The 22918-nt window shown below is 33.6% G+C and carries 25 protein-coding genes and 1 pseudogene; 6 read left to right on the top strand and 20 right to left on the bottom strand.

Going from position 1 to position 22918, the window contains the following annotated elements; all coding sequences use genetic code 11:
- Positions 1 to 333: 333 nt before the first annotated feature.
- From EM808_RS12700 to istA, 4 genes are all read right to left on the bottom strand, one after another.
- The gene (locus EM808_RS12700) at positions 334 to 1425 is read right to left on the bottom strand and encodes a hypothetical protein (protein WP_127738579.1); all 1092 of its coding nucleotides are present in this window, start codon (positions 1423 to 1425) and stop codon (positions 334 to 336) included.
- Between the two features lie 24 nt (positions 1426 to 1449).
- On the bottom strand, positions 1450 to 1923 hold the full coding sequence (locus EM808_RS12695) for an Hsp20/alpha crystallin family protein (RefSeq protein WP_127738578.1): 474 nt from the start codon (positions 1921 to 1923) through the stop codon (positions 1450 to 1452).
- Between the two features lie 261 nt (positions 1924 to 2184).
- Positions 2185 to 2910, bottom strand: a complete 726-nt coding sequence (gene istB / locus EM808_RS12690; protein WP_127738577.1) for an IS21-like element helper ATPase IstB — start codon at positions 2908 to 2910, stop codon at positions 2185 to 2187.
- 2 nt (positions 2911 to 2912) lie between these two features.
- Positions 2913 to 4322: an IS21 family transposase gene (gene istA / locus EM808_RS12685; RefSeq protein WP_127738576.1), complete on the bottom strand. Its 1410-nt coding sequence runs from the start codon at positions 4320 to 4322 to the stop codon at positions 2913 to 2915.
- A 58-nt stretch (positions 4323 to 4380) separates the two neighbouring features.
- Here istA and EM808_RS12680 point away from each other — a divergent pair, with 58 nt between their 5' ends.
- Genes EM808_RS12680 through EM808_RS12665 form a run of 4 tightly spaced genes read left to right on the top strand, consistent with a single transcriptional unit; the run spans position 4381 to position 5497 of the window.
- Entirely contained in the window at positions 4381 to 4701 is a 321-nt protein-coding gene (locus EM808_RS12680; protein WP_235856606.1) for a hypothetical protein, read from the top strand.
- 34 nt (positions 4702 to 4735) lie between these two features.
- Positions 4736 to 4993 (top strand): hypothetical protein, encoded by a 258-nt coding sequence (locus tag EM808_RS12675; RefSeq protein WP_127738575.1) that lies wholly within the window; start codon positions 4736 to 4738, stop codon positions 4991 to 4993.
- Positions 4994 to 5004: 11 nt separating this feature from the next.
- The gene (locus tag EM808_RS12670) at positions 5005 to 5238 is read left to right on the top strand and encodes a hypothetical protein (RefSeq protein WP_235856605.1); all 234 of its coding nucleotides are present in this window, start codon (positions 5005 to 5007) and stop codon (positions 5236 to 5238) included.
- Between the two features lie 22 nt (positions 5239 to 5260).
- Positions 5261 to 5497, top strand: a complete 237-nt coding sequence (locus EM808_RS12665) for a hypothetical protein (protein WP_127738574.1) — start codon at positions 5261 to 5263, stop codon at positions 5495 to 5497.
- A gap of 575 nt (positions 5498 to 6072) precedes the next feature.
- Here EM808_RS12665 and EM808_RS12660 read toward each other — a convergent pair.
- Both EM808_RS12660 and EM808_RS12655 read right to left on the bottom strand, forming a co-directional pair.
- Positions 6073 to 7542: a glutamate decarboxylase gene (locus EM808_RS12660; protein ID WP_127738573.1), complete on the bottom strand. Its 1470-nt coding sequence runs from the start codon at positions 7540 to 7542 to the stop codon at positions 6073 to 6075.
- 576 nt (positions 7543 to 8118) lie between these two features.
- Positions 8119 to 8445: a hypothetical protein gene (locus EM808_RS12655; RefSeq protein ID WP_127738572.1), complete on the bottom strand. Its 327-nt coding sequence runs from the start codon at positions 8443 to 8445 to the stop codon at positions 8119 to 8121.
- Positions 8446 to 8518: 73 nt separating this feature from the next.
- On the opposite strand from EM808_RS12655, the gene EM808_RS29120 reads away from it, so the two are divergent.
- Positions 8519 to 8830: a manganese catalase family protein gene (locus tag EM808_RS29120; RefSeq protein ID WP_225314834.1), complete on the top strand. Its 312-nt coding sequence runs from the start codon at positions 8519 to 8521 to the stop codon at positions 8828 to 8830.
- Positions 8831 to 9055: 225 nt separating this feature from the next.
- On the top strand, positions 9056 to 10276 hold the full coding sequence (locus EM808_RS12645) for a Ger(x)C family spore germination protein (RefSeq protein ID WP_127738571.1): 1221 nt from the start codon (positions 9056 to 9058) through the stop codon (positions 10274 to 10276).
- Between the two features lie 397 nt (positions 10277 to 10673).
- Here the strand turns inward: EM808_RS12645 and EM808_RS12640 are convergent, their stop codons facing one another.
- From EM808_RS12640 to licT, 14 genes and pseudogenes are all read right to left on the bottom strand, one after another.
- Positions 10674 to 11450 (bottom strand): sulfite exporter TauE/SafE family protein, encoded by a 777-nt coding sequence (locus EM808_RS12640; protein WP_127738570.1) that lies wholly within the window; start codon positions 11448 to 11450, stop codon positions 10674 to 10676.
- A gap of 48 nt (positions 11451 to 11498) precedes the next feature.
- Positions 11499 to 11726: a sulfurtransferase TusA family protein gene (locus tag EM808_RS12635; protein WP_127738569.1), complete on the bottom strand. Its 228-nt coding sequence runs from the start codon at positions 11724 to 11726 to the stop codon at positions 11499 to 11501.
- Positions 11727 to 11748: 22 nt separating this feature from the next.
- Positions 11749 to 12876, bottom strand: coding sequence for an MBL fold metallo-hydrolase (locus EM808_RS12630; protein ID WP_127738568.1), 1128 nt, complete (start codon positions 12874 to 12876; stop codon positions 11749 to 11751).
- A gap of 356 nt (positions 12877 to 13232) precedes the next feature.
- Complete coding sequence (locus tag EM808_RS12625; protein WP_127738567.1) at positions 13233 to 13808, bottom strand: sulfurtransferase TusA family protein; 576 nt, start codon at positions 13806 to 13808, stop codon at positions 13233 to 13235.
- 51 nt (positions 13809 to 13859) lie between these two features.
- Positions 13860 to 14156: a rhodanese-like domain-containing protein gene (locus EM808_RS12620; protein ID WP_127738566.1), complete on the bottom strand. Its 297-nt coding sequence runs from the start codon at positions 14154 to 14156 to the stop codon at positions 13860 to 13862.
- 18 nt (positions 14157 to 14174) lie between these two features.
- Positions 14175 to 14537, bottom strand: coding sequence for a rhodanese-like domain-containing protein (locus EM808_RS12615; RefSeq protein WP_127738565.1), 363 nt, complete (start codon positions 14535 to 14537; stop codon positions 14175 to 14177).
- Between the two features lie 41 nt (positions 14538 to 14578).
- The gene (locus EM808_RS12610) at positions 14579 to 15058 is read right to left on the bottom strand and encodes a DsrE/DsrF/DrsH-like family protein (RefSeq protein WP_127738564.1); all 480 of its coding nucleotides are present in this window, start codon (positions 15056 to 15058) and stop codon (positions 14579 to 14581) included.
- A gap of 149 nt (positions 15059 to 15207) precedes the next feature.
- Complete coding sequence (locus EM808_RS12605) at positions 15208 to 15468, bottom strand: metal-sensitive transcriptional regulator (protein WP_127738770.1); 261 nt, start codon at positions 15466 to 15468, stop codon at positions 15208 to 15210.
- A gap of 391 nt (positions 15469 to 15859) precedes the next feature.
- A pseudogene (locus EM808_RS12600) lies at positions 15860 to 16473 on the bottom strand (glycosyltransferase family 2 protein).
- A 372-nt stretch (positions 16474 to 16845) separates the two neighbouring features.
- Positions 16846 to 17025 carry a hypothetical protein gene (locus tag EM808_RS28915; RefSeq protein WP_205685849.1) on the bottom strand — a complete coding sequence of 60 codons (180 nt, stop codon included), beginning with the start codon at positions 17023 to 17025 and terminating at the stop codon, positions 16846 to 16848.
- A 446-nt stretch (positions 17026 to 17471) separates the two neighbouring features.
- Positions 17472 to 18224: an SDR family NAD(P)-dependent oxidoreductase gene (locus EM808_RS12585; protein ID WP_127738562.1), complete on the bottom strand. Its 753-nt coding sequence runs from the start codon at positions 18222 to 18224 to the stop codon at positions 17472 to 17474.
- A gap of 44 nt (positions 18225 to 18268) precedes the next feature.
- On the bottom strand, positions 18269 to 19717 hold the full coding sequence (locus EM808_RS12580) for a glycoside hydrolase family 1 protein (protein WP_127738561.1): 1449 nt from the start codon (positions 19715 to 19717) through the stop codon (positions 18269 to 18271).
- 15 nt (positions 19718 to 19732) lie between these two features.
- Positions 19733 to 21604 carry a beta-glucoside-specific PTS transporter subunit IIABC gene (locus tag EM808_RS12575; protein WP_127738560.1) on the bottom strand — a complete coding sequence of 624 codons (1872 nt, stop codon included), beginning with the start codon at positions 21602 to 21604 and terminating at the stop codon, positions 19733 to 19735.
- Positions 21605 to 21714: 110 nt separating this feature from the next.
- Positions 21715 to 22563 (bottom strand): BglG family transcription antiterminator LicT, encoded by an 849-nt coding sequence (gene licT / locus EM808_RS12570; RefSeq protein WP_127738559.1) that lies wholly within the window; start codon positions 22561 to 22563, stop codon positions 21715 to 21717.
- Positions 22564 to 22918 lie beyond the last annotated feature (355 nt).

Genomic DNA, 22918 nt, shown 5'->3' with positions numbered 1-22918 from the left:
GATACTTATAAGTTTGTCTTTTTATTAGCATCTATTTTTTAGGTATAGATGCTAATAGCAAACAACCTCTATCTACTATTTACTAACTAGTGAATTGTTCTAACACGTATGAATCAGATACTGTCTGTACTTTTATGATTTTCATACTCAGATTGTAATCAGGAAACTACTCCTATACAACAAGGATTGCTCCATCGATAACAAACGACTCTAATTATTCTAGGTACTCTTCCATTTTTGTAGCAAAAAAAAGCTATCGATCGTTATCTTTGTTCTGCATTGTTGTTTATATTCCTGATTTGTGAAGTCTATTTCTCGCATTAATATGCTGCTTCAATCTTCAATATCAACAATCGTAAAAGATTCTTCTTCTTTTGTAAAATCTTTTGTAGAGTTTTCTTTACCTTGATAATGTTTTTCTTCATCCTTTTCTTCATCTTTATCTTTATCTTTTTCTACTTCCTTTTCCGCATTATCTGGTTTTATACTTTTAAATTGTTTTTTAATATCATCACTAACTTCTTTAGGTACCACATCTTTTCCATATGTAGCTCCGATATTTAATGCTCCGCTTAATTCTCGTACTCCTATTTGGTCAATGTTATTTGCGAGTTCATATTTTTCTATATAGAGTTTATCAATATAGAAATTCTTAAGTTCTCCATGTTTCTTTTCAGTTTCTTCATCACTTACTTCTTTATACCTTTCCATCAGCATATCAATTTTTTGTTCTGCTTCTCGAATTTTATTGTCTTGATCTGCTTGTACACTCTTTAAAGTCTGGTAATTAGATAACAAGTTAATTAATTCTTTCATTTTAGAAAAAGGTATTTCATGATTTTTCTCTATGCGCTCTTCCTTCCTATCGGATAGAGAACTATCTATTCTTCTATTATTGGCAGACTTGTCTACTAATGAATAATTATCCTTTTTACTTTTTTTAATAAGTCCATCTAGAACCATAACCTCTAACTTCTTTATTCTATCTTCCATTAACTTTTCTTTAGTTTGTTGGTCTAACAGTTTTTCTTTCAAATATTTATCTATCATATTGAATAACTGTTGTTCATGTATAATTTCCCCCTTATTAGAAAGGGAATTTGAAGCAATTTGCGATTCTATGGCTCGTACAGAATCTTCTAATCTATTAATTTTCAATTTAATCTCATTTAGTTTTTTTATTTGTGTATTTTGTTGCATATTATTTATAGTAGGTATACTATTTTCTATCGAATCCGTATTTTTTTTTATACCTTCTATATCATTTTTTCCTTCTTTCATTAAAGCAACTCTAATATTACTTTCAAAAGCTAATAAATTTTTCATTTGTACTTCTAGTGTATTTAACCTTAAAATCTGCCTTTCAAAATCACTTTTACTTATTAATTGATTATCCTTTTTTAAAGATCGATTAAAAATAGACATGAATAAACCCCACATACTTTTTTATTAGTCTATCGGAACATTTTCTTCATTTGTGAAATGTCGCTTATATGAAATTAACAATTGACCATTTATAAATTTAGCTTGTATATGATTAGGATAGGTCGGTTCAGGCAGCTGAATAGTTCGTTCAAATTCACCGTAGTGCCTTTCTTGTTGGACAGTTTCACCAATAGAAACAATTTGGATATTACCTTTTATTTTTAGTTTTGTATTCGACAAAGACAGCTCTATATCGTCCTTGGAATATCCAGGTAAATCAACAATTAGTAATACTTCTGTATCCGTGAGATAAATATCGATCGCAGGAAAATTTCTTTTTTTACTTGGTTCAAATTTCGAACCATCCGCTTGATTAAAATCATAATTCCCATTCATAAATTCCTCAAACGAGGACTGTTCAAAGATATCATTCCAAAAATCGGTGGTTTGATACTTTTTAGCTAAGTCCATCCAATGTAAGATTTTGTTCATATCCATGATGAAATTCCCCTTGTATACTCAGAATATACAACCCACACAAATGTGAAAATTTTAAGAGTTATATTATCATATGTACAATTTACAAAATACATACTACAGAGATTGAATCTTTTTGCATATAAATCCTTTATGCGACATACTCTTAATGTATCAAATTAAGAAAGGTTTGTTTTGAATGCTTTTTCACTGTATTTTGCAAGATAAAAATGCAGAGTTGCGCAAGACTTTTTGCAGAGTTTTGCCACCCAATTTCATAAACTATCTGGCCTTGGACAGTGCGTTTAATAGTCTATAACTTCCTCCATTGAACGTTAAGACGTGTGCGTGGTGAATTAAACGATCTACTAAAGCAGCTGTTAATCTTGAGTCAATAAATATACGATTCCATTGACTAAATTCAAGGTTAGAAGTGATAATTAAACTTTTCTGTTCATACCATTCTGCAATTAGTTGAAACAGTAATTCTGATCCTTCCTTACTGAAGGGGAGATATCCCATTTCATCTAATATAATCAAATCAACCTTTTCAAATCTTTTTCTAAAAGAGGCCAATTTATCCTGTTTAAACGCCTGTTCTAACTGTTCGATGAGATGAGAAACGCGATAAAATCTCACCTCATATCTCATTTCACATGCTTTTCTTCCTAATCCTGTTGCTAAATGGGACTTTCCAGTCCCTGGTGACCCTATTAATACGACATTCTGCTTTTGCTTGATAAAGTCTAGACTCATTAAACTATCTTTATCAATTTGTGCTGGAAATCGGATTCTTTCGTTCCATTCATAATTACTTAAACTCTTAGAGTCTAAGAATTTAGCATTTTTTATAAGTCTCTGCACCTTAGCTTGATCACGTAAACGAAATTCTTCTTTAAATAACGCTTGTAAATATTGTGTTGGAGAGTCGAATGGAATTGTTTCATAAATTTCTGAAACGTAGGCTAACCTTAATGACTTACACATCAAACGGATAGAGTCACTCATAATTACTCACCCCTTTCTAGTGGTGCTAAGGAGTCATATTCCGACCAGTCTAGCCCGAAGGGATTCTCATTCTTTCCAGAAATTAAGTCATAAAATTCTTCATTAATCCTTTTCATATCATGTGTTATGAGTAAGTTAACTAATTCTAGTAACCTCTCTTTACGAACCACTAAATCCTCAACCATTAAGTAATCATTAACTCGTCCCGGTAGGTATTTTTGATATCTAGAATAAGGTACTACTCTTGGTTTTCGAATCCAATCTTTGAATATTGATACCCACGGAATTGCTCGTTTTTTGTTCATATATGGTCTGAAATCTTCTAGAAGAATTTCCCCGTCAGGGGAAACTGCTTTATATTTATCCCAATATAATACAAAATAGATAAATGGATGATTGGAGGCTTTGGGAATATGTATTAATGTGCTATCAATCTTAGCTTCATTAAACTTATTCACCTTTGTTTCCACTTCTTTAAAGACTGGATAGTCTTCCGTTGGCAACTCCAATAAATAATCCTTCTCTATATTCCATAGGTCCTCAATCATTACTTCTTTATCATAATGAAGTCTATGTCTGTCTTTCTGCAGCTGGATACAAAGTGTTTCGGTTAACTCTTCAAAACTATTCATGATGGGAGATGTTGTAAAGAAGTTATAACGAATATAGCCTACCTTGTTTTCAACACTACCTTTTTCATGCCCACTGCGTGGATTACATACCTGAACTTCAAAACCATAGTGATTTTGAAACTGGATAAAGGCATCAGTCAATTGTGCTTCTTCTATTTTTGTTCTTACTTTCTTAACAGCCGGAGTTAAATTATCTATTCTAATTCTCCTAGGAACTCCTCCAGATTGAGAAAATAAGAGTTTCAATCCTTGAAGAAAACATTCTTGATTTTCAGATGGTAATGGGACAGCGAATGCGGCATTACTATGGGGAAATGACATGACTAATACATGTGTATTCATAAACTCCCCATCTTTAACAACCTCCATTACTCCAAAGTCTACTTGTGCGTCACTGGGAGGATGTTCTAACCGATCATGACCTTTATCAAGTTCTTCGTTATGGCTATTCTCCCAGTCAGCTATAAAATAACAGACTGTTCGGTAAGATCCATGGAAGCCTAAATCCAATAGTTCATTAAATATCTGTTTCTTGGTTCTGCGTAACTTTTTCTTTAACTTGCTATCTTCGAAAAGCCAATCAGAAACTATTTCTCCCCATTTATCTGTATACATCATTCCATTTGATTGTTTAATCTTAAAATCGGGTAATTGATCTTCATCAGCATATTTCTTGGCTGTCCTCCAATTAATCCCTAATGTTTCTTTAATCTTTGTTATAGATAATCCTTTTGTGTTTCTTAAGTGTTTGATACAATTAACATCAGACATTGCTAGCATCCTTTCATGATCCTCCACTCTGTATTGATTCGACACCATTACAGTAGAGGGACTTGGGGTGGCTGGCAAGTCTTTTTTTATGCACTTATTAAATAAAGTGCGGAACTCTGCATTTTTACTTTGCAAAGCTCTGCACTTCTATTTTGCAATACACATTCACCCTACAAACATAAATATAAAGGGAATAAAACTAAATAATGTAGACCATCTAAGTTCTATTTCTTTTAATAATACGACCAAAAAAAACAGGAATGTAAGTGGCAAGAAGAATCAGGGCATCGGACAACAGCATGCTGATGATACATTAAGGATTTATTCAAAAGGCTTTATAATTGATAATGAAGAGGTAGACAGTTTTTCTAGCAAAGACAGAAATTAAATACTTACACTTAAAACTGCTAAGGAGGATTTTTATGGATAGCCCGGTTCCTTATATAAATATAAATATAAATATTATTAAAGTGAATTCATTTGAAAATGCATCAGCCATAAATGTTGGACAAAATCTTTTAGCAGAATGGCATAATTCCGATAAAAAAAATATGGGGTTAGGTCAAAACATGGGGGATGGCAGCAACTTTTTTGGTACTAGAAGCTATGTTGACGATCGCGATCAACTTGATTCTAATTCCTCTTTCCAGTCATCAGGTACTCTACGTGAAACACCATGAGGAGTGATTAAATGATTTTTGCACCTACTACATTAAATGTTTTGGGAATAAAAATTAATGTAATTGACCATGGAGCTGTAGTTAATCTAGGTACAAGTCAACATTTAGATTTGTTTGTCTCCTATAAAAGGAACCAAGGTATAGGTGAGCTAAACGGAGATCTATGTAATTCAATATTAACATCCTCACAGGTAATGGATGCGGACTTCATAGATAGTTCTTCAACCAAATCTAGTTTACTATAGAATGTAAGAATGGAGTGATTATATGTTTCAATCCTCACCAGCAGTAATTAATGTTTTAGGGTTTAAAATTAATACAATTGACAATGGCGGTATAGCTAATATGGGCTCTCTTCAAATTATAGACCAATTAGTAAGTTACAAAAGAAACCAAGCGTTTGGTGAACAGAATGGTGACTTATCTCCAGTCAATCTTCCTGCAAGCTACAATATTGATCCTGATGTTACAGACAGTAACACTATTAAAAATAGTCTCATTTAGCATTTATCAAAAATCCCATCTATAAATACTAATATATACTCCTCTCTATTTTTATACATCAACTAACTAGTTTTAGAAATTTCCCCAATAACAAATCTCATTTATTGTATTTATACCTAAATAAGAAGCATGTTTGAACATAACAAACATGCTTCTTAAAATTGTTCAGTTACCTTCTTTCTTAATTGGCACCTTTCTGCCCTTCTTTGTTTCATTTTAATATTTCAAGCATTTAGGGGCAGCAAAATGTTCATTTTTTTCATAATGTTATTCGTTTTAAGTCTAGAAATAAACATGTTATCGTTCTCACATACATATATAAAATGAATAGTTTATTATTCGGATTAACGTCGATAACCTTCTGAGATATGAATAAATACCAATAAATGTTTACTTTCTTATTTGTATTCACTAGGAGTTTTTGTGGAAATAAACCCTTTTTTTAATCACAGTGGTCGATTCTGTCACCTATCACTGCAAAAAAGATTCTGCTGCTTCTACATCACAATGATAAAAATCCCTCCAATATTTAATGGAGAAATTCATCTAAGATAATTAATATAAGCGGTGCTTAGTTAATGATGAAATCCATTATCACACTTTGAATCATGTGGCATAGGTCCATCCAGGGAATCCAAAAAGGCAACGGCCTGCTTCAGGTTCATTAAAAATAAATGAGCGAGATCCATGGAAAATCCATTTCGAACCACAACTCGCATAATCGTCACCTCCTCCATATCTGGAGGCAATGGATAGGCGGGTACTTGCCAGCCGAACACACGCAATTGTCTAGATAAATCATAGAGATTCCAATTTAATGTGTAACCATCTTTCAGTCGCCAAGCGAAAACAGGAATATCTGAACCATCGGATAAAAGTTCGAACGGTTCCATTTTCTGAATTTCCTTACTAAGAAAAAGAGCGACTTTCTGAGAAGCCTTTTGGACATCATAGTATCCACTTTTCCCCAAACGCAGGTAATTGTAATATTGCAGAAGCACTTGTGCTCCAGGTCGAGAGAAATTCAGGGCAAAAGTCGGCATGTTTCCACCTAAGTAGGAGACACGAAAGATGAGATCCTCAGGGAGATCTTTAGCTTCCCGCCAAATTATCCAACCCAACCCCGGGTAGACTAATCCATATTTATGTCCGGATACATTAATGGACTTCACCCTTGGTAATTGAAAATCCCAGACTAATTCTGGTTGAAGAAACGGTGCTATAAATCCCCCTGAAGCAGCATCCACATGCATGGGAATATCAAGACCCGACCTCTCCTGTAAATCGTCCAATGCTTTTGCAATGGCGGCAACTGGTTCATAAAGACCGGTATAAGTCTCACCTAGAATGGATACAACACCAATTGTATTTTCGTCTACAGCTGCTAGGACACCCTGAGCATCTAATTGGGGGTGTTCTGGGCTCAATTTTACATAGCGTGGTTCAACCTCCCAATAGTTCGCAAACTTTTCCCAGACTACTTGAACAGCGGAACTGAACACAATATTGGGTCGATCCACCGGTTTACCTTCCTCTTTACGTGCTTTTTGCCATCGTCTTTTTAACGCAAGCCCCCCGAGCATACACGCTTCCGAAGATCCAGTTGTTGAAACGCCCATAGTTGTAAGGGGCGTGGGAGAATGCCAGAGGTTGGCTAAAATGCGGACACACCTCTCCTCAATTTCGGCTGTTTGTGGATATTCATCCTTGTCAATCATGTTTTTGTCGAATGATTTGGTATATAAGTGCTCTGCGGCAGGCTCCATCCATGTGCTAACGAATGTTGCAAGATTCAACCGGGCATTGCCATCAAGAGAAATTTCATCATGGACAATTTGATATGCCGTTTCTGGTAACATACCTTTATCAGACATCTGAAAACGTGGAACATCTGACTCTCCTTCGCGGGCAAACAGAGGATTTACCGAAAATTCATGTGGTAGCTCCATTTGCACGTGACGTGATAGACTTTTTTGGCTATCTGGCATAATCTCTTCATCTTTATTTACATTATTTTGAAATTCTGTTTTTCGATCCTGTGACATATGAGTCCCCCATAAATAATTGATTAACCACTATATTATTTACTAAAAATAGTTTGTTTAACCAAGAGGAAGATTCTCATAAAAGATGCTGCCATCACTCGAATTATTACAGAAATCCTCCCCTGTTTATTCAATAAAGGATATTCTCGATTTTAAACAAATAATTTTAATTAGCTTAAGAGATTAATCAAAAAGACCAAGAGGAGATAGCTAAGTAAATGCTTGAGAAGATTTGGTGCAAAGCTATTTTCCTTGATGTTACAAACTTTTGTCCAATTCATTCAGCACATAATAAGTTAGGAAATTACGAATCCCATGATGTTTAATTAATTTGGATAGACGTTTTTTCTGAATAATCCCGGGAATTAAACAATTTAATAAGGAATTACGAAACTATGTAGGAGACAATTGCATCAAAGTTGTCTCCGAAAACAATTGCGTGATGGAATCAACATATAATATGGTTTAGTAAAAGCTTTATTAAGGGAAGTTTTTTTCCCTTAACAAATGACAAAGTATCATTTAAGATAGTAAGCTAGTTTAACAAGAATTCAATCCACCATTCTTTGTAAAAAATTAATACTTTTTTTGGTGGTGTTTTGTTTCGTCTTTTAATGCTGTTAAACCTTCAATTACTTCTTGTAGTTTGAATTCAGTAACAATTTGCGATTTAATTACTGTCCGAAGTGTTTTTTCTACACTTTCATTGACTGCTATTAAATCATATGGTGAAGGCTCAGATTTATAAGCAAAAGTAGCTGCTTGAATTTTTTCCCCTTCTGCATTTATAATGTGAGAAAGCCCAATTTCCTCTAAGGCAATGGAAATCAATACCAAAGATAATGCGTTCTCTGGTGAAATCTCAGGGATTTTTGGTATTTCCGGTATATTCGGTAAACTCATCTTCTTCCACCTCTCATTTCAATTCCCTGTAATTATATGCTGTATTCAATTTTTAGGAATGGGCAAATACCCTATGACAATAGGCATTTCTTATAAAATAAGTCTCCCCTCCCAAAAGGTGCACCAGGATATTGGTGATATTCGTTTTTTAACTACTCAACCTGACAACTTATTGTGTTTTATTTGCGAGATGGAAATTTTTTCTTTCATATATATCTATCTGAATCAATACTTGTTTCAAGCATGTGGTACAAAAAGCAATGATAAGTATCGTGAAATACTTTTAGATACTGGAACAGAAGAAATTGGTCATGTTGTTATGTTGGCAACTTTACTTTACTTTACTTTACTTGGCTTTAATAATTTAATTAAATACACAATATAAATGTTCTTTTTTCCAGAATAGTATGTCTAGAATACACATTAGAAATAACGTCTAAATATTCGTCTGAAATAATATAGGTTGAAAGAGAATTATAGAAAAAGCAGGATGCTTCTGCCTCGTATTGTTTTTTCTTTTGGATATACATTCTAAATTTAATCAAAAAGATGATTGTGGATAAATGGAATAATATGTATTCATTGTTGAGCAAACTAATTACATTAAATAATGATATTGGAGTCTAGAGTTTATATGCGAATAATTAAAATCATTATTATAGTACATATAGCAATTCTATTGTCGGGATGTTGGGATCGTATAGAATTGGCTAGACAATCTATTGTAACTGGTATGGCAGTAGATAAAGGCAAAAACTCAAAATATAGGCTAACAGTTGAAACCACAGAGGCAAGAGAAATGACACCAAAAACAACTTCTGGAAACGCTCCTTCTAATGTTTATTCAATAGAAGGAGATACCATTGCAGAACTAACTACTAAATTAAATAGAGGCATTGCTACTCACCCAATTTACTCACATATGTATATACTAGCAATTAGTGAAGAAATAGCGGAAGAAGGTCTTATAGAATTTTTAGACTTTGTAGACCGCAATAGAGAAATGCGAGATGATTTTAATATCGTAGTGGTGAAAAACGGAAGTAATGCAGGAGATATTTTACAGGTTATTAATATGTATAAGAAAAGCGCCTCTTTAAAATTGGCAAGACAATTAGATACCATGGAGAAAGATTACGGTGCAGCACCAGATTTAAAGCTAAATGATTTTGTTCGTGTATACAATGCTAAGGGGCAGTCCCCCGCTCTTCCCGCAGTCCGTTTAATTGGTAGTGCAAAAAAAGGCGGCAATGTGGAAAACTCAAAAAGTGAAGCTCCAGATACCAAGGTTGATGTAGAGTCTCTAGCTGTTTTTAAACAAGGAAAATTGGTTGGATATGCTTCCCTTCAGGAGGTGAGGTACCTGCTCTTTGTACAGAATAAAATAAAAACTACTACATTAAGTACAAATTGTAAAGATAATAAAAAGTTCACATATGAAATAACCCACTCTAAAACAGGTGTTACAGCTAAGGAAAAAAACAATGTCCCTCATTTTCATATAAAAATTAGGACAGAAGGTTATTTAGATGGGATAGAATGTTTAGAGAATTTTACTGATATTCGCTCTTCTGAAATGTTAGAAAAAAAGTTAAATTCAATGATGGAAAAAAACATTAAAGCGTTTATTCAAAAAGCAAGTACAGATTTTAAAGCAGATATATTTGGCTTAGGAGAAATCTTACGAGATCAAGATTATAAGCAGTTTAAGAAATATGAAACGGATAACACTTGGGATGAAGCATTTGCCAAATCAAAGATAGATATATCCTTTCATGCAGAAATAAAAAGAGGCGGATTAAGAACAAACCGATTTAATGAAAGTCGTTAGCAATGTGGAAAGAAAAAAGAGCAAGAGTAAGATAAACTGGTACCTGTAAATAGGACACTCATAAAAAAGTGTTTTCGTCTACTGGTACCAGTTTAAGATCCCTGCCCTTTTTTTATCCATTCATCAGATGGGTAATGAAACGGCTAACAAGAAGAGTTACTATTAAACTACAAAAATACATTGGATATAATTTCGCTAATTATACAATCAATAAAAAACGGCTAATCCCATATATATCAAAGACAAAGTATGATTTTTGATCTGCAAATATAATGATTTGCCCCCTATTGATTAAAAAGTTACCTAGTGAGTAGTATTTAATCATTAGTAAATATGAATCAACCCTATCCTTCTATCTTAAAAAGGAAGTTGAAACTCTTATACATTTTTCTTTTCGTTATAAAAATAACATCCAAGTCTTAACTGCAGTTGCTAATATTAATATCACCATTGTACTCTGTAATACTTTTGTGTTAACTCTTTTACCTATATGGACTCCTAAAGGTGAAGCAACCAAGCTTGCAACAACCATAATAAATGCAGGGAGAATTGGTATATGTCCTGTTACAAGTTTCCCTGATACTGACCCAATAGACGAAATAAGGGTAATGGCCAATGAAGATGCTATTGTCATTCTTGTTGGTATCTTTAATACAACAAGCATGATAGGAACCAACAGGAATGCCCCTCCTGCTCCTACAATACCAGCTCCAACACCGATCATAAAAGCTAATAATGAAGCAATCCATTTATTAAAATGGACTTTTTCAAAAGACATATCATCAATCTCTTTTTTAGGTACAAACATCACAATTACTGCAATAAGAGCTAATACTCCATAAATGATATTTATTCCATTTTCTTGCATGTGAGTAGAAAAAAATCCCCCAATAAAACTGCCAGTCAAAATGCTAATTCCCATATAAATTATTAACGTTTTATTTAAAAAACCGCCTTTACGGTAAGCTAAAACACCACCAAGTGTCGCAAATAACACTTGAATGGCTGTAATACCTGACACTTCATGTGCTGTAAAGTGCCCTGCCCCTAACATTCCTGGTAAATATAGCAACATTGGATAGTTGATTATAGCACCACCTATTCCTAACATTCCAGAAATAAATGAACCAATAAATCCAATGGTAAAAATAATAACTATAAAAGTAATATCCATACTGTTTCTCCTCTTTAGAAAAAGGAACCTATTAGGTTCCTTTTATTTTCAACCTTTTTTTATCCGAAATTTTATAACTTCATTTTCGTCTTCATGCTTTAATAATTTATGACCTCTTGGTTTAGCCCAGGCTGTTAAATCATTTTTTGCACCTTTATCAGTTGTATGGACTTCTAAGACTTGACCTGTTTCAATCTCTTCCATTGCTTTTTTTGTTTTTACAATCGGCATTGGACATGCCAATCCTTTAGCATCCAATACTTTAATTGACTTCATTTTTTCTTCCTCCATTTTATAATTAACGAACGGCACAGCGATTCGGCCCAATTTCCATTTCACGTTGTTTCTCTATATTCGGATTAATTTTCCCCATATTTGTTTCACGAATTTCTTGATATGCATTTGGTTGTGGCGGTAAATTCTCTGTTACTAATTTGCTAAACTCATTTTCATCATGGATATTTAGACCATGGTTTTTTGCAAACAATTCTCCTAGTTTTTTGGCAACACTACCATCCTCATTTAACTCGTCTATAATCATAAAATGTGCTGGCAGGACAATCAGATCTTCTGACAATTCCCTATAGCGTTTATACAAAGTAGTCCTTAAATCACCAACCCAGTCTTCAGACTTACCTGCAAGGTCTGGTCTCCCGATAGAATCGATGAATAAAATATCTCCTGAGAGCAAGTATTTATTGTCTACAATAAATGAAGTAGAACCAATTGTATGACCAGGTGAGTACAATGCTGCAATTTTTATACTCGTGTTACCGATTGTTACATCATTACCTTGTTCCAATGGTCGGTAATCAAAATTCACTTCCGTTGCATCCTTTGGTGGCAACCAGTAAGCAGCTCTATTTTTCTCAGCAATTATGCGTCCTCCTGAAATATGGTCTGCATGAAGATGTGTATCAAATACGTGCTTAATTTTTGTACCCATGCTCTCAGCAAAATCGAGATAGATATCCGTCATACGTGTTGAATCAATTACTGCTGCTTCTCCTTCAGATACCACCATGTATGAAAGACAGCCTTTCCCAATACGAACAAATTGATAAATTTCACCACCATCATTTAAATGACCTATTTTAATTGGTTCTAAATGTTCACTCCATGCTTTCATTCCACCCTTAAGATAGGACACATTTATCCCGGCCTCAGAAAGCATTTCTGCCACCATCACGGATGAGCCTTCCTTAGCACAAACAACTAATACTTCTTTGGTAGTGGGGATTTTCCTCACAATCTCTTTTACACCATCTAGTAATTCAAAATAAGGAACATTTAAATATTCAAAGTTTTCTCCTTCAATCTTCCAAATATTAAAGTCATTTTCATTACGAACGTCAAGAATAAATAACTCATCTTTATTAAAAACCTTTTTTGTTACATCACTAGAAGTTAATACACTAACATTCACCGGTATACCCCCTATAGTATTTATTTAATTAAAAAAATATATAAATTTAAAAGTTAATGGCACATTTCCATCCTTTCCAGTATCTAGAAATGTTACTGCACCCACTACTTCTATTCTATCAACTAAACTTCTATATCTCATTTCATCCATAGTCATTTAAGAACCTTACAAATTGGATGATCATTGGCTTAAATCCTCTGTAAAATACTTTACATTGAAAACTGTTTTTAGCTTCTTTGTGTATGATGTTTAACCCTACCGGCAGAAAAAATCGACTAAAATTGTCTATTTTCTTCACCTTTGAACCATTAATTGTGCAATAATTGCTACTTTCTTTAATTGCTTTCCCACACATTTTAATCACTTATGCTACTTGTCTTTCCAATCCATTGATTCATGCCTGGTTCAACATTAATTACGTTATTAAAACCATTTTGAGTTAATTTCTGTGCAGCAAGATCACTACGATTACTTGTTCGACAAACCACGTAAATTTCATCATCTTTGTTTAATGCATTCAATTTGTTATCCAATTCACCCAATGGGATGGAGATAGCGTTAGGAATATGGTTAAAAGCAAATTCTGCTGTTTCTCTAACATCAATAACTACTATGTTCTTATTTCCTTCTATCTTCTTCTCTAGCTCTTCATTGCTAATAACATTTGGGTGTTTTTTTTCATTTGCATCTTCATTAGAAGATTTACGCAAGTAATGCTTCAGTACTTCCCCTTCTTCAATCGTTCCTAAATATTGATGACCTAAGCTTTCCGCCCATGCTTTCATATCTGCTTTAGAGCCCTTATCTGTCGCTTGAACCTCAATTACTTGCCCTGCCTCAAGGACATTCATTACCTTTTTTGTTTTAACAATTGGCATTGGACATGCTAGTCCTTTTGCATCTAAAATCATGTTTGCTTTTAAATCCTCCATTTTACACCCTCCACTTTATACCCACCAGGGTATTTATATTTATAAAAAAATTTAATCTACAATACCTTCCCAAACAAGCATTCCACCAGTTAGGTTTATCACGTTAAATCCATTACCTTTAAGCAATTGTGTAGCACGACTACTTCTAGCACCAGAACGGCAAACTATGATATATTCTTTTGCTTTATCTAATTCATGCATGCGAAATTCAACTAATCTTAATGGAATATTAATGGTACTTGGTATTTTTCCTGCTGCAACCTCTTTCGCTTCTCGAACATCAATAATATTCAAGTTCTTTCCTTCATTTAATAAAGTCTCTACTTCTTTTGCAGTTATTCGTTTCATTAATTAATCCTCCTTCGATTAAAACCAAGCACGCATGCCGCCTTTTACGTTTTTTACATTTCTAAATCCTAATTCTGTTAGCATTTTACATGCTCGTTTACTTCTCATTCCACTTTGACAAATTACAATTACTTCTTTTTCCTTTGTAAGTTCTCTCTCTGCTTTTTGTGCCAGTTGATCAAGAGGTATATTTTTAAAACCTCTAATATGATTTCCTTTAAACTCTCCGGTTGTCCGTACATCAATAAACTGCTTATTCATTTTGGTTAAATCTCTTTTTAATTCAGTTGTGGTAATATTTTTTACATCTTTTATCGGTAAGAGCCTCTTTACAACGAAAAATAGTAAAAAAGCAAGAAGAAGATAATTTATATACGTCATTCTGGTACCTCCTATTTTATTAGGGGACTAAATTTATCCGTTTATATAAATAGATTAATATTCCCTTTCTCAGCATCAGCTAAATAAGCTGCAACTCCTGCATATTCAATGTTATCTAATAGCTCTTGCTCTTTTAGTCCTAACAAATCCATTGTCATCGTACAAGCCACAAGCTTAATGTCTTGTTCGAGTGCCATTTCGATTAATTGCGGTAGTGGTATAGCGTTATGTTTTTTCATAATATCCTTAATCATCTTAGGACCAAGTCCAGCAAAATTCATTTTAGAAAGCCCCATTTTATCAGCACCCCTAGGCATCATCTTGCCAAACACTCTTTCCATTATCCCTTTCTTGACCGTAATATTCTCATCCTTACGCAGGGCATTTAAACCCCAAAATGTGTGAAAAATGGTTACTTCATGATCATAAGCAGCTGCTCCATTTGCAATAATATAAGCAGCCATCGCTTTATCATAATCTCCACTAAATAAGACAATTGTTGTTTTTTTCTGTTCTTCCATGTTGTACCTCCCTATTTTTATTTTATCCGCATACCCCTACAGGTATATATATACTCAAAAAATTTTTAAACAAACTTAGTAATTCACTATCTTATATACCCCGTAGGGTATTATATTAGTCAAAATAAGAGAAGGTGTCAACCCTTTTCTTATCGACTTTTTACAAGTAGGTTTACAGCTTCTTTTACTATTTCTTCTGTGTTTTCCCCATTTTTATCAGCTTCCCGAACACATTCTATTAAGTTTGCACTAACAATCAAACCAATTGTTCGATCAAGGGCAGTTCTAGATGCAGATAGCTGAGTAATAACTTCTTTGCAGTCCTTATCTTCTTCCATCATTTTTAAGATTCCTCTTAGCTGCCCTTCAATCCGTTTAATTCTATTTTTCATTTGATCATTGTAATCCACCAATTTCTTTCCTCCTTTTGTATATGCTAACCAGTTAATTATTAATTACTGATATATTCTATCTTTCACGTACATGATTCATATTATACCCCTATAGGTATATAGTCAACGATAAATGTTTAATAACAATAAGACTGCAATTAGCATTGCAGTCTAAAATTTCAATAAGTAGAACAATTAGTGTTGCCCTCATATCAGCAAAAACATTTATATGCCTCTATCCCTTTATCCTTCATTCTTAATTAGGTTATTTACAACTAAGTGATCTAAAATCAAATCATATAGCCTCCTTCATATTTAAAAATTGGGCTATATATATCACCCCAACTTTTCAGTGTATCTTAAAGCTGTGGCTGTTTCTGTAAGATTATTTGTATTATTACTATCATGTCTACGGTGATTCATCAATCCAAGTAAATCGATAATATGGAATTATTTTCAGCAACATTCTCATATCCTCCACATATCTACCTTCATAGATATCATCCACAGGCCAACCACCCAATTCTTTTATAGTAGAAGTACGATAGCATCTTGGCCAAACAGAAGAATTTGCTAATAAAAAGTCATAAGGGTTGAAGTAATTTCTTCCCTTTCTTATAAGTGACCTAAGAACTTGTCCACTTTCATTTTCAAAGCATACATTAATATTACCACTTAATAAAGCAAAATCTTCTCCACTAACGCCCGCTGCTTCCATCAATTTTTCCAAAGTATTTGGATAAAACCAATCATCTGGGTCCAACTGAACGAAATAAGGTGTATCAATTATTTGGAGACCTGTTTTTTGACTTTTAGACATCCCTGATTATACGAATGTCTTAATAAAGTTATTCTAGGATCATCTAGATATGGCTGAAATTCTATACTGTTATCCGTAGAAGCATCATCTACTAATACCATTTTCCAATTAAAATAAGATTGAGAATAAATACTCCTACTTGCATCCAGAATATATTTCCCGGGGTTATAGAAAGGAATTAAAACTGTTACCGAATAGTTCAAAATTTCTTCCTCCTTTTTTCACATTACTGATTAAAATATGATATGCACCGTTAAATAACCTGATTGTTTTACTGTATAATTTACAAACCAAAATTAAAGCATGAGCAAACTAGCATAACATTGATAAACCAAACACTTTTATGTAAAAGGGTCAACCTAAAAAGGTTGACAAAAATCGTATTATGGAGAAAAAACAAAAGATCTTAATTACTGTAGAACACTATATATTATGCCTTTTACTCTATAAAGCGAGGGCATTTTTTCTAATGGAAAAAGATGTACCGTTGTACTGTCGGTTCATCTTTTTTTCTCAGGTGTATATACAAAGAATGGTGGGATAAATGCCTGATACATTTTATTCCCCTTGTTCACCTATGCTGGCCCTTTTGTTTCATAAGCTATTTTTTCATTTATTACAGAAATGCTATCTGTATTTATTATTTTGTTCACAAATCGCTTCATAACAGAAGCCCTTAAAGAAATTGTGAATTTATGTAAAATGAGACAGAGGAATGAACCTTCGCGTTTTGTTTTTATTACAGCATCCTTCAACTTTTTTCCTGCTTTAAATGTAGGTGCTTTGTTTACTGCTAGTTTAATTTTCTCACCAATTTAAGGATTACGTCCTTTTCTTGCAGCACGTTCATTAACAGAAAAAGATTCAATTCCTCTACTTTGCGAATAGAACTGAAATCCTTTAACGAATACTTATTAAAATGATTTCATTTAAGAAGAATTATGCGCAATTTTATCTGGGTATATTAGTTCACCTTATCCACATCTTTAGTTTTTCCTTCATTAGAGGTAAACTGATCTGATATTTAAAATTAAACTAGATTATTAAATTCGGATTTAAACACAGTACCTTCCTTTTTCCTTTTATTTAGATTCTTTTTATTTGAGAGGTAAAGTCTATGAGTTAATTATAGATTTCTGTTTTGTTTTGTAATGAAAAGAAGCAGTGGAACAATTCCATTGCTTCTTTTGTATTTTCAGATTTAAATAGAAGTAAAGCCACCATCTATAGATACTACTGTTCCGTTAATATAATTAGCTGTATCACCCAATAAGAAAGTAACTAGTTCTGCCACCTCTTCAGGATTCCCAAGACGTTTTTGCGGAATGGCTTCCACAACAGCTTGAACATTTCCAGGATTCTTTTCTCTGTATTCTTTTACCATAGGCGTTTCAATCGTACCAGGTGCAATAGCGTTACAGCGAATTCCTTGTTCCGCATATTCCGCAGCAATTGTTTTAGTAATACCCACAATACCGTGCTTTGTCGCAGAATAAGTTCCAACAGTAGCTTGCCCTACAATGCCCGCAGTAGACGAAGTATTAACAATCGAACCACCACCGTTTTCTAGCATCACTTCTGTTACATATTTAATACCGTATAATGCACCTAATAGGTTTATACCAACCACTTGTTGAATTTGTTCTATTGTATTATTCACGAATTTCACCCCTGGACCGGAAATACCTGCATTATTATAGAACATATCAATTGTGCCAAATTCTTCTACTGTTTTATCTACGTAATTTTTAACGTCCTCTGCCTTGCTGACATCCGCTTGAACAAAGATTGCTCTTGTTCCTTTTTCTTCTATTAATCTGACTGTTTCAGTCCCTGCCTTTTCAGAAATGTCTACAACCGTAATAGACACGCCTGAATCTGCTAATTTTAATGCTACCGCTTGACCTAACCCGCTACCTCCACCAGTTACAATAGCTGCTTTATTTTGACCCATAGAAGTTCCTCCTTAAAAAACGAGCTCTAAAATCCTGTTATTATTTACAGCACTTGACCATTCGAGTTGATTACTTCTTTATACCATTCAAAACTTTTCTTTTTTGTTCTTTTGAAGCTTCCATTACCGTGATCATCTATATCGACATAAATAAAACCATAACGTTTACTAACCTCAGAAGTTGAAACACTAATAATATCAATTGGTCCCCAACTAGTATAACCCATTAGTTCCACACCATCTGAGATAGCTTCTCTCATTTGCACAATATGCTCTCTTAGGTAGTTAATGCGATAATCATCCTGAATCATACCATTATCATCTGGTGTATCAATTGCACCTAGTCCATTCTCTACAACAAATAGTGGAACCTGGTATCTATCATACAGTTTATTTAAAGTAACACGAAGTCCTACAGCATCAATTTGCCATCCCCAGTCAGATGATTCAAGATATGGATTTTTTAAACCAGAAAATAAATTACCTGGAGCTCTTTCTCCATGTGGTCCGGCACTTTCCACTAAAGACATATAGTAACTGAAAGAAATATAATCTACTCTATTTTGTAATAAAGTGTCTTCATCTGTTTCTTCCATAATAATATTAATATTGTTTTCTCTAAAATATTCTTTAATAAAGTTAGGGTAATAACCACGAACTTGAACATCCGTATAAAAGAAATTCATCTGCTCCTGTTTTAGCGTTTTTAACACATCTAGTGGATTACATGTTTCTGGGTATGTTTCCAGTCTTGCAAGCATGCAGCCGACTTTCGCATTGGGGATAATCTCCCTACATAGCTTTACAGCCGTTGCACTAGCAATAAATTGGTGGTGTAGGGCTTGATAGATTGCTTGCTCTATATTTTCAAAACGGTCTGTTATTAATCCTCCACCATTATATGGAGCTAAAGCAATAGCGTTGATTTCATTGAATGTTAACCAATATTTCACTTTGTTACGATATCTCTTAAATACTGTTTCTGCGTATTTAGTAAACATATTAATTACTTTTCGATCTATCCATCCATTATATTTTTTAACAAGAGCAGCGGGCATTTCATAGTGTGATAGCGTTACTAGTGGCTCAATATTATATTTTGCTAATTCCTCAAAGATATTATCATAAAATTGTAGTCCCTCTTCATTCGGATGTAAGTCATCTCCGTTTGGAAAAATACGTGCCCAAGAGATAGATAAACGAAATGTTTTAAAACCCATCTCGCCAAACAAAGCAATATCTTCTTTATAATGGTGGTAGAAATCTACTCCCCATCTTTTTGGGTATAGCTTTTTAGAGTCTTCCTTAAATGCTTCCTCAAATTGCTCGGATGTAATATGTACTGCATTGTCTCCATCACGCTCATCTTTTGGAATAAATGGTATCATATCAGCTGTTGACAAGCCTTTTCCACCTAAGTTATAACCACCTTCTAGTTGATTGGCAGCTGTTGCTCCACCCCATAAAAATCCTTCTGGAAATCTTTTAGCCATTATAAACACTCCTTCTTATTTTTGGACATTGAATATTTGTTCTTCTGTCTTAATTACTTGATAATCTAAATCTAATTTCTCAACGGTACTAAATTGATCACTATTTGTCATTATTACTAAAGTAACCATATTGTATCCTTCGCTAATGATTGCTTCTCGGTCAAAGCTAATAAGATCTTGTCCCTTTTGAACTCGTTGACCTTGTTCTACTTTTACATCAAAAAACCTGCCTTCTAAATTTACCGTTTCAAGTCCGATGTGAATGAGTACTTCTAATCCATTTTCAGAACGCAAACCAATCGCATGCTTTGTCGGATAAATCATAGCAACTGTACCATCAAAGGGAGAAACTAATATATTCGCTGAAGGCTCAATAGCAATACTTTCCCCCAGAATTTCACCTGAAAAAGTCTTATCAGGCACATCCTGAAGAGGCAAAACTTTACCTGTTAACGGACTGCCTATTTCTTCCCCCTCATGAGATAAACTAGTTGTTTTATTTTCTTTTGTACTTTCTTCTTCATCTGCTGGAACATCTTCAAACCCTAAAATAAGTGTCATTACAAAAGCAATAATGAAGGCAACAATCATAGAGATGATGGTATATACTAAATTCATAGGACTAGCAGGATCAATATATACCGGAAAAGCCTCTAAACCTTGTAAGATAAAACCGAAACATTTTACTCCAAAATAAACAACCATTCCTCCGCTTATTGCACCGGCTATCATGGTTGCATATAACGGTCGTTTCAGTTTCAAATTTACTCCAAAGACAGCAGGTTCTGTAACACCTAATAATGCAGAAACACCAGTAGATACTGCTAAAGATTTTAACTTTTTATTTTTGGTTCTAAATGAAACTGCGAATGCAGCACCTGCTTGTGCTAAACTATTAACAATATTTAATGGTAAAATAGCATTATCATACCCATATTTACCCATATTTTGAAGAATAATAGGAGCAAAGCCATAATGCATGCCGGTAACAACAAACACAGGCATTAATCCACCAATTAGAATCCCAGCAAATACTCCTCCATGCTCATAAATCCATGCAACTGCAATCCCTACATAATCGCCAACAACAAATCCGATTGGACCAGCAACAATTAACGTGAAAGGAATCATTATAAGGAAAACAAGTGTTGGTGTTAATACCACTCTCACTGTACTAGGAACAATGCGATTTATTAATTTATAAACGTAGCTTAGAATCCATACAGCAATAATAATCGGAATGACAGTTGCGCTATAGCCAATAAAAGGCACAGACATACCTAAGAACTTCAATCCAGATTCTCCACTAGCAACGCCTGCTGTAATCGTTGGATACAGTAACGCACCGGCTAATGCTACCGCTAAATATTCACTTACTTTAAACCTTTTAGCAGCTGATATTGCTAATAAGAAAGGAAGGAAATAAAATGCTGCATCAGAAATAATGGTAAGAACTTGATACGCATCGCTTTCAACAGATATCCATCCTAATACTTGCAATAAGGCAAGTATCCCTTTCATCATCCCAGCTCCAGCAATTGCTGGAATGACAGGAGAGAAAACACCAGAAATCATGTCAAAGAACCTACTTAAAAGCTTTTTCTTGCTCGCACTTGATTCATCAACATCGCTTTTATTATTACTTCCAACTATTGATTCTACCTCTTTAAATACTTCCATCACTTTATTACCAATAATCACCTGGAACTGACCGTTTTGAAATTGCGCCCCCATTGCTCCAGTTAACTTTCTAATCCCATCGACATCAACTTTACTTTCATCTTTAACATGGAATCGAAGCCTTGTTACACAATGCCAAGCTCTGGTTATGTTTTCCTTGCCACCAATTTTATTTACAATATCTCTTGCTAATTTTTCCTGACTCATTCGTTTACTCCTATTCTTTTTTCTAGACAAAATAAAAAACCTAAATATAGTTCAAAACACCATTTTGTTCTGAAGTATATTTAGGTTATGCCTGATTTAACAGTAACACCCTAATTTTGTTTTTCATTTCTTGAAGTCATTCGATGTATATGAATGGCTAAATAAGCAAGTTCATCGTTGGAGAGAAGCCAGTTGTACTCTATGTTTAAATACTTTTCAATCTTCTTCACACAAGTATAAGCGTTTTGATATCTTTCTTTTATGATGTTATACAATGACGTTACTTCTTCCATTGTTTTTTCATCATGATTTAATTGTCTTAAAATAAAGTAACGTAAATGTGTCAGTAACCTTGAATAATTGATAGTGTCTTCTTGTATTTTCATTTGATAATGATAGCTAATAATTTCAAGAATTTTATTCGTGATTTCTGTTATTTGCAGAGTTACTTTCATTTCTTCACTCTTATGCTGTGCATTAACAAAATGCAAGGCTATAGAGGTCGCTTCATACTCCGGTAGAGAAATATTGGTGAATCTCTTTATAAGATTAAGGGCTTTCATTCCTATTTCATACTCGTCTTTATAAAGGTTCTTTACTTCCCAATGAAGCGGATTCTTTATTAATAGGTTATCTTGATGTCTTTCTAAGGCAAAGTTTAAATGATCTGCCAATGTTATAATAAATGCATCACTTAACTTCTTTTGCAGTATATCTTCTCCCAAACGAATAATTTGGTTTGTTAGAAAGATATAATCAGCTGGAATACTATTTAGAATACTTGTTAACTGATTGGATTCAGGGGAATCTAACGAATAAACTTTATCAACTAATTTAGGATCAATCTCTTCATAACTTTTCTTATTAAATCCAACCCCCTTTCCCATTACAATGATTTCGTTTCCACTATTATCTAAAGCTAGAGCAACATTGTTATTAAATGCCTGTTTTAATTTCATAATAATCCCTCTTACTTTTTGAATAAAATAAAAAAACCAATTATAATCGCATGAAAAACATAGGTCACCCTATTTCCATTACAATTATAATTGGTTATGCCTGATCGAATCAGTAACAATCCTAAATTTTGATATAAGCTTAACACAAATAAGAAAACGTTGTCAATAATCATAATTTTTTTTATCATATAATAAATTTTTGATAGTTAATAAACCCTCTTTAACTCCTTCATAGAACCTCTTCTAATATATTCATAATTAGAATAACCTGTAGGTACGTAGGTACTATCAATTTATATTGTGGAAAATCTGGATAGCAGTATTGAGCTAATTCAAGAACATCCATAATCCTCTC

Source organism: Niallia taxi (assembly GCF_004005475.1).
Classification (GTDB): domain Bacteria; phylum Bacillota; class Bacilli; order Bacillales; family Cytobacillaceae; genus Niallia; species Niallia taxi.
The sequence above is the reverse complement of the archived record's forward strand: the minus strand, read 5'-3'. Positions and strand labels throughout refer to the sequence as shown.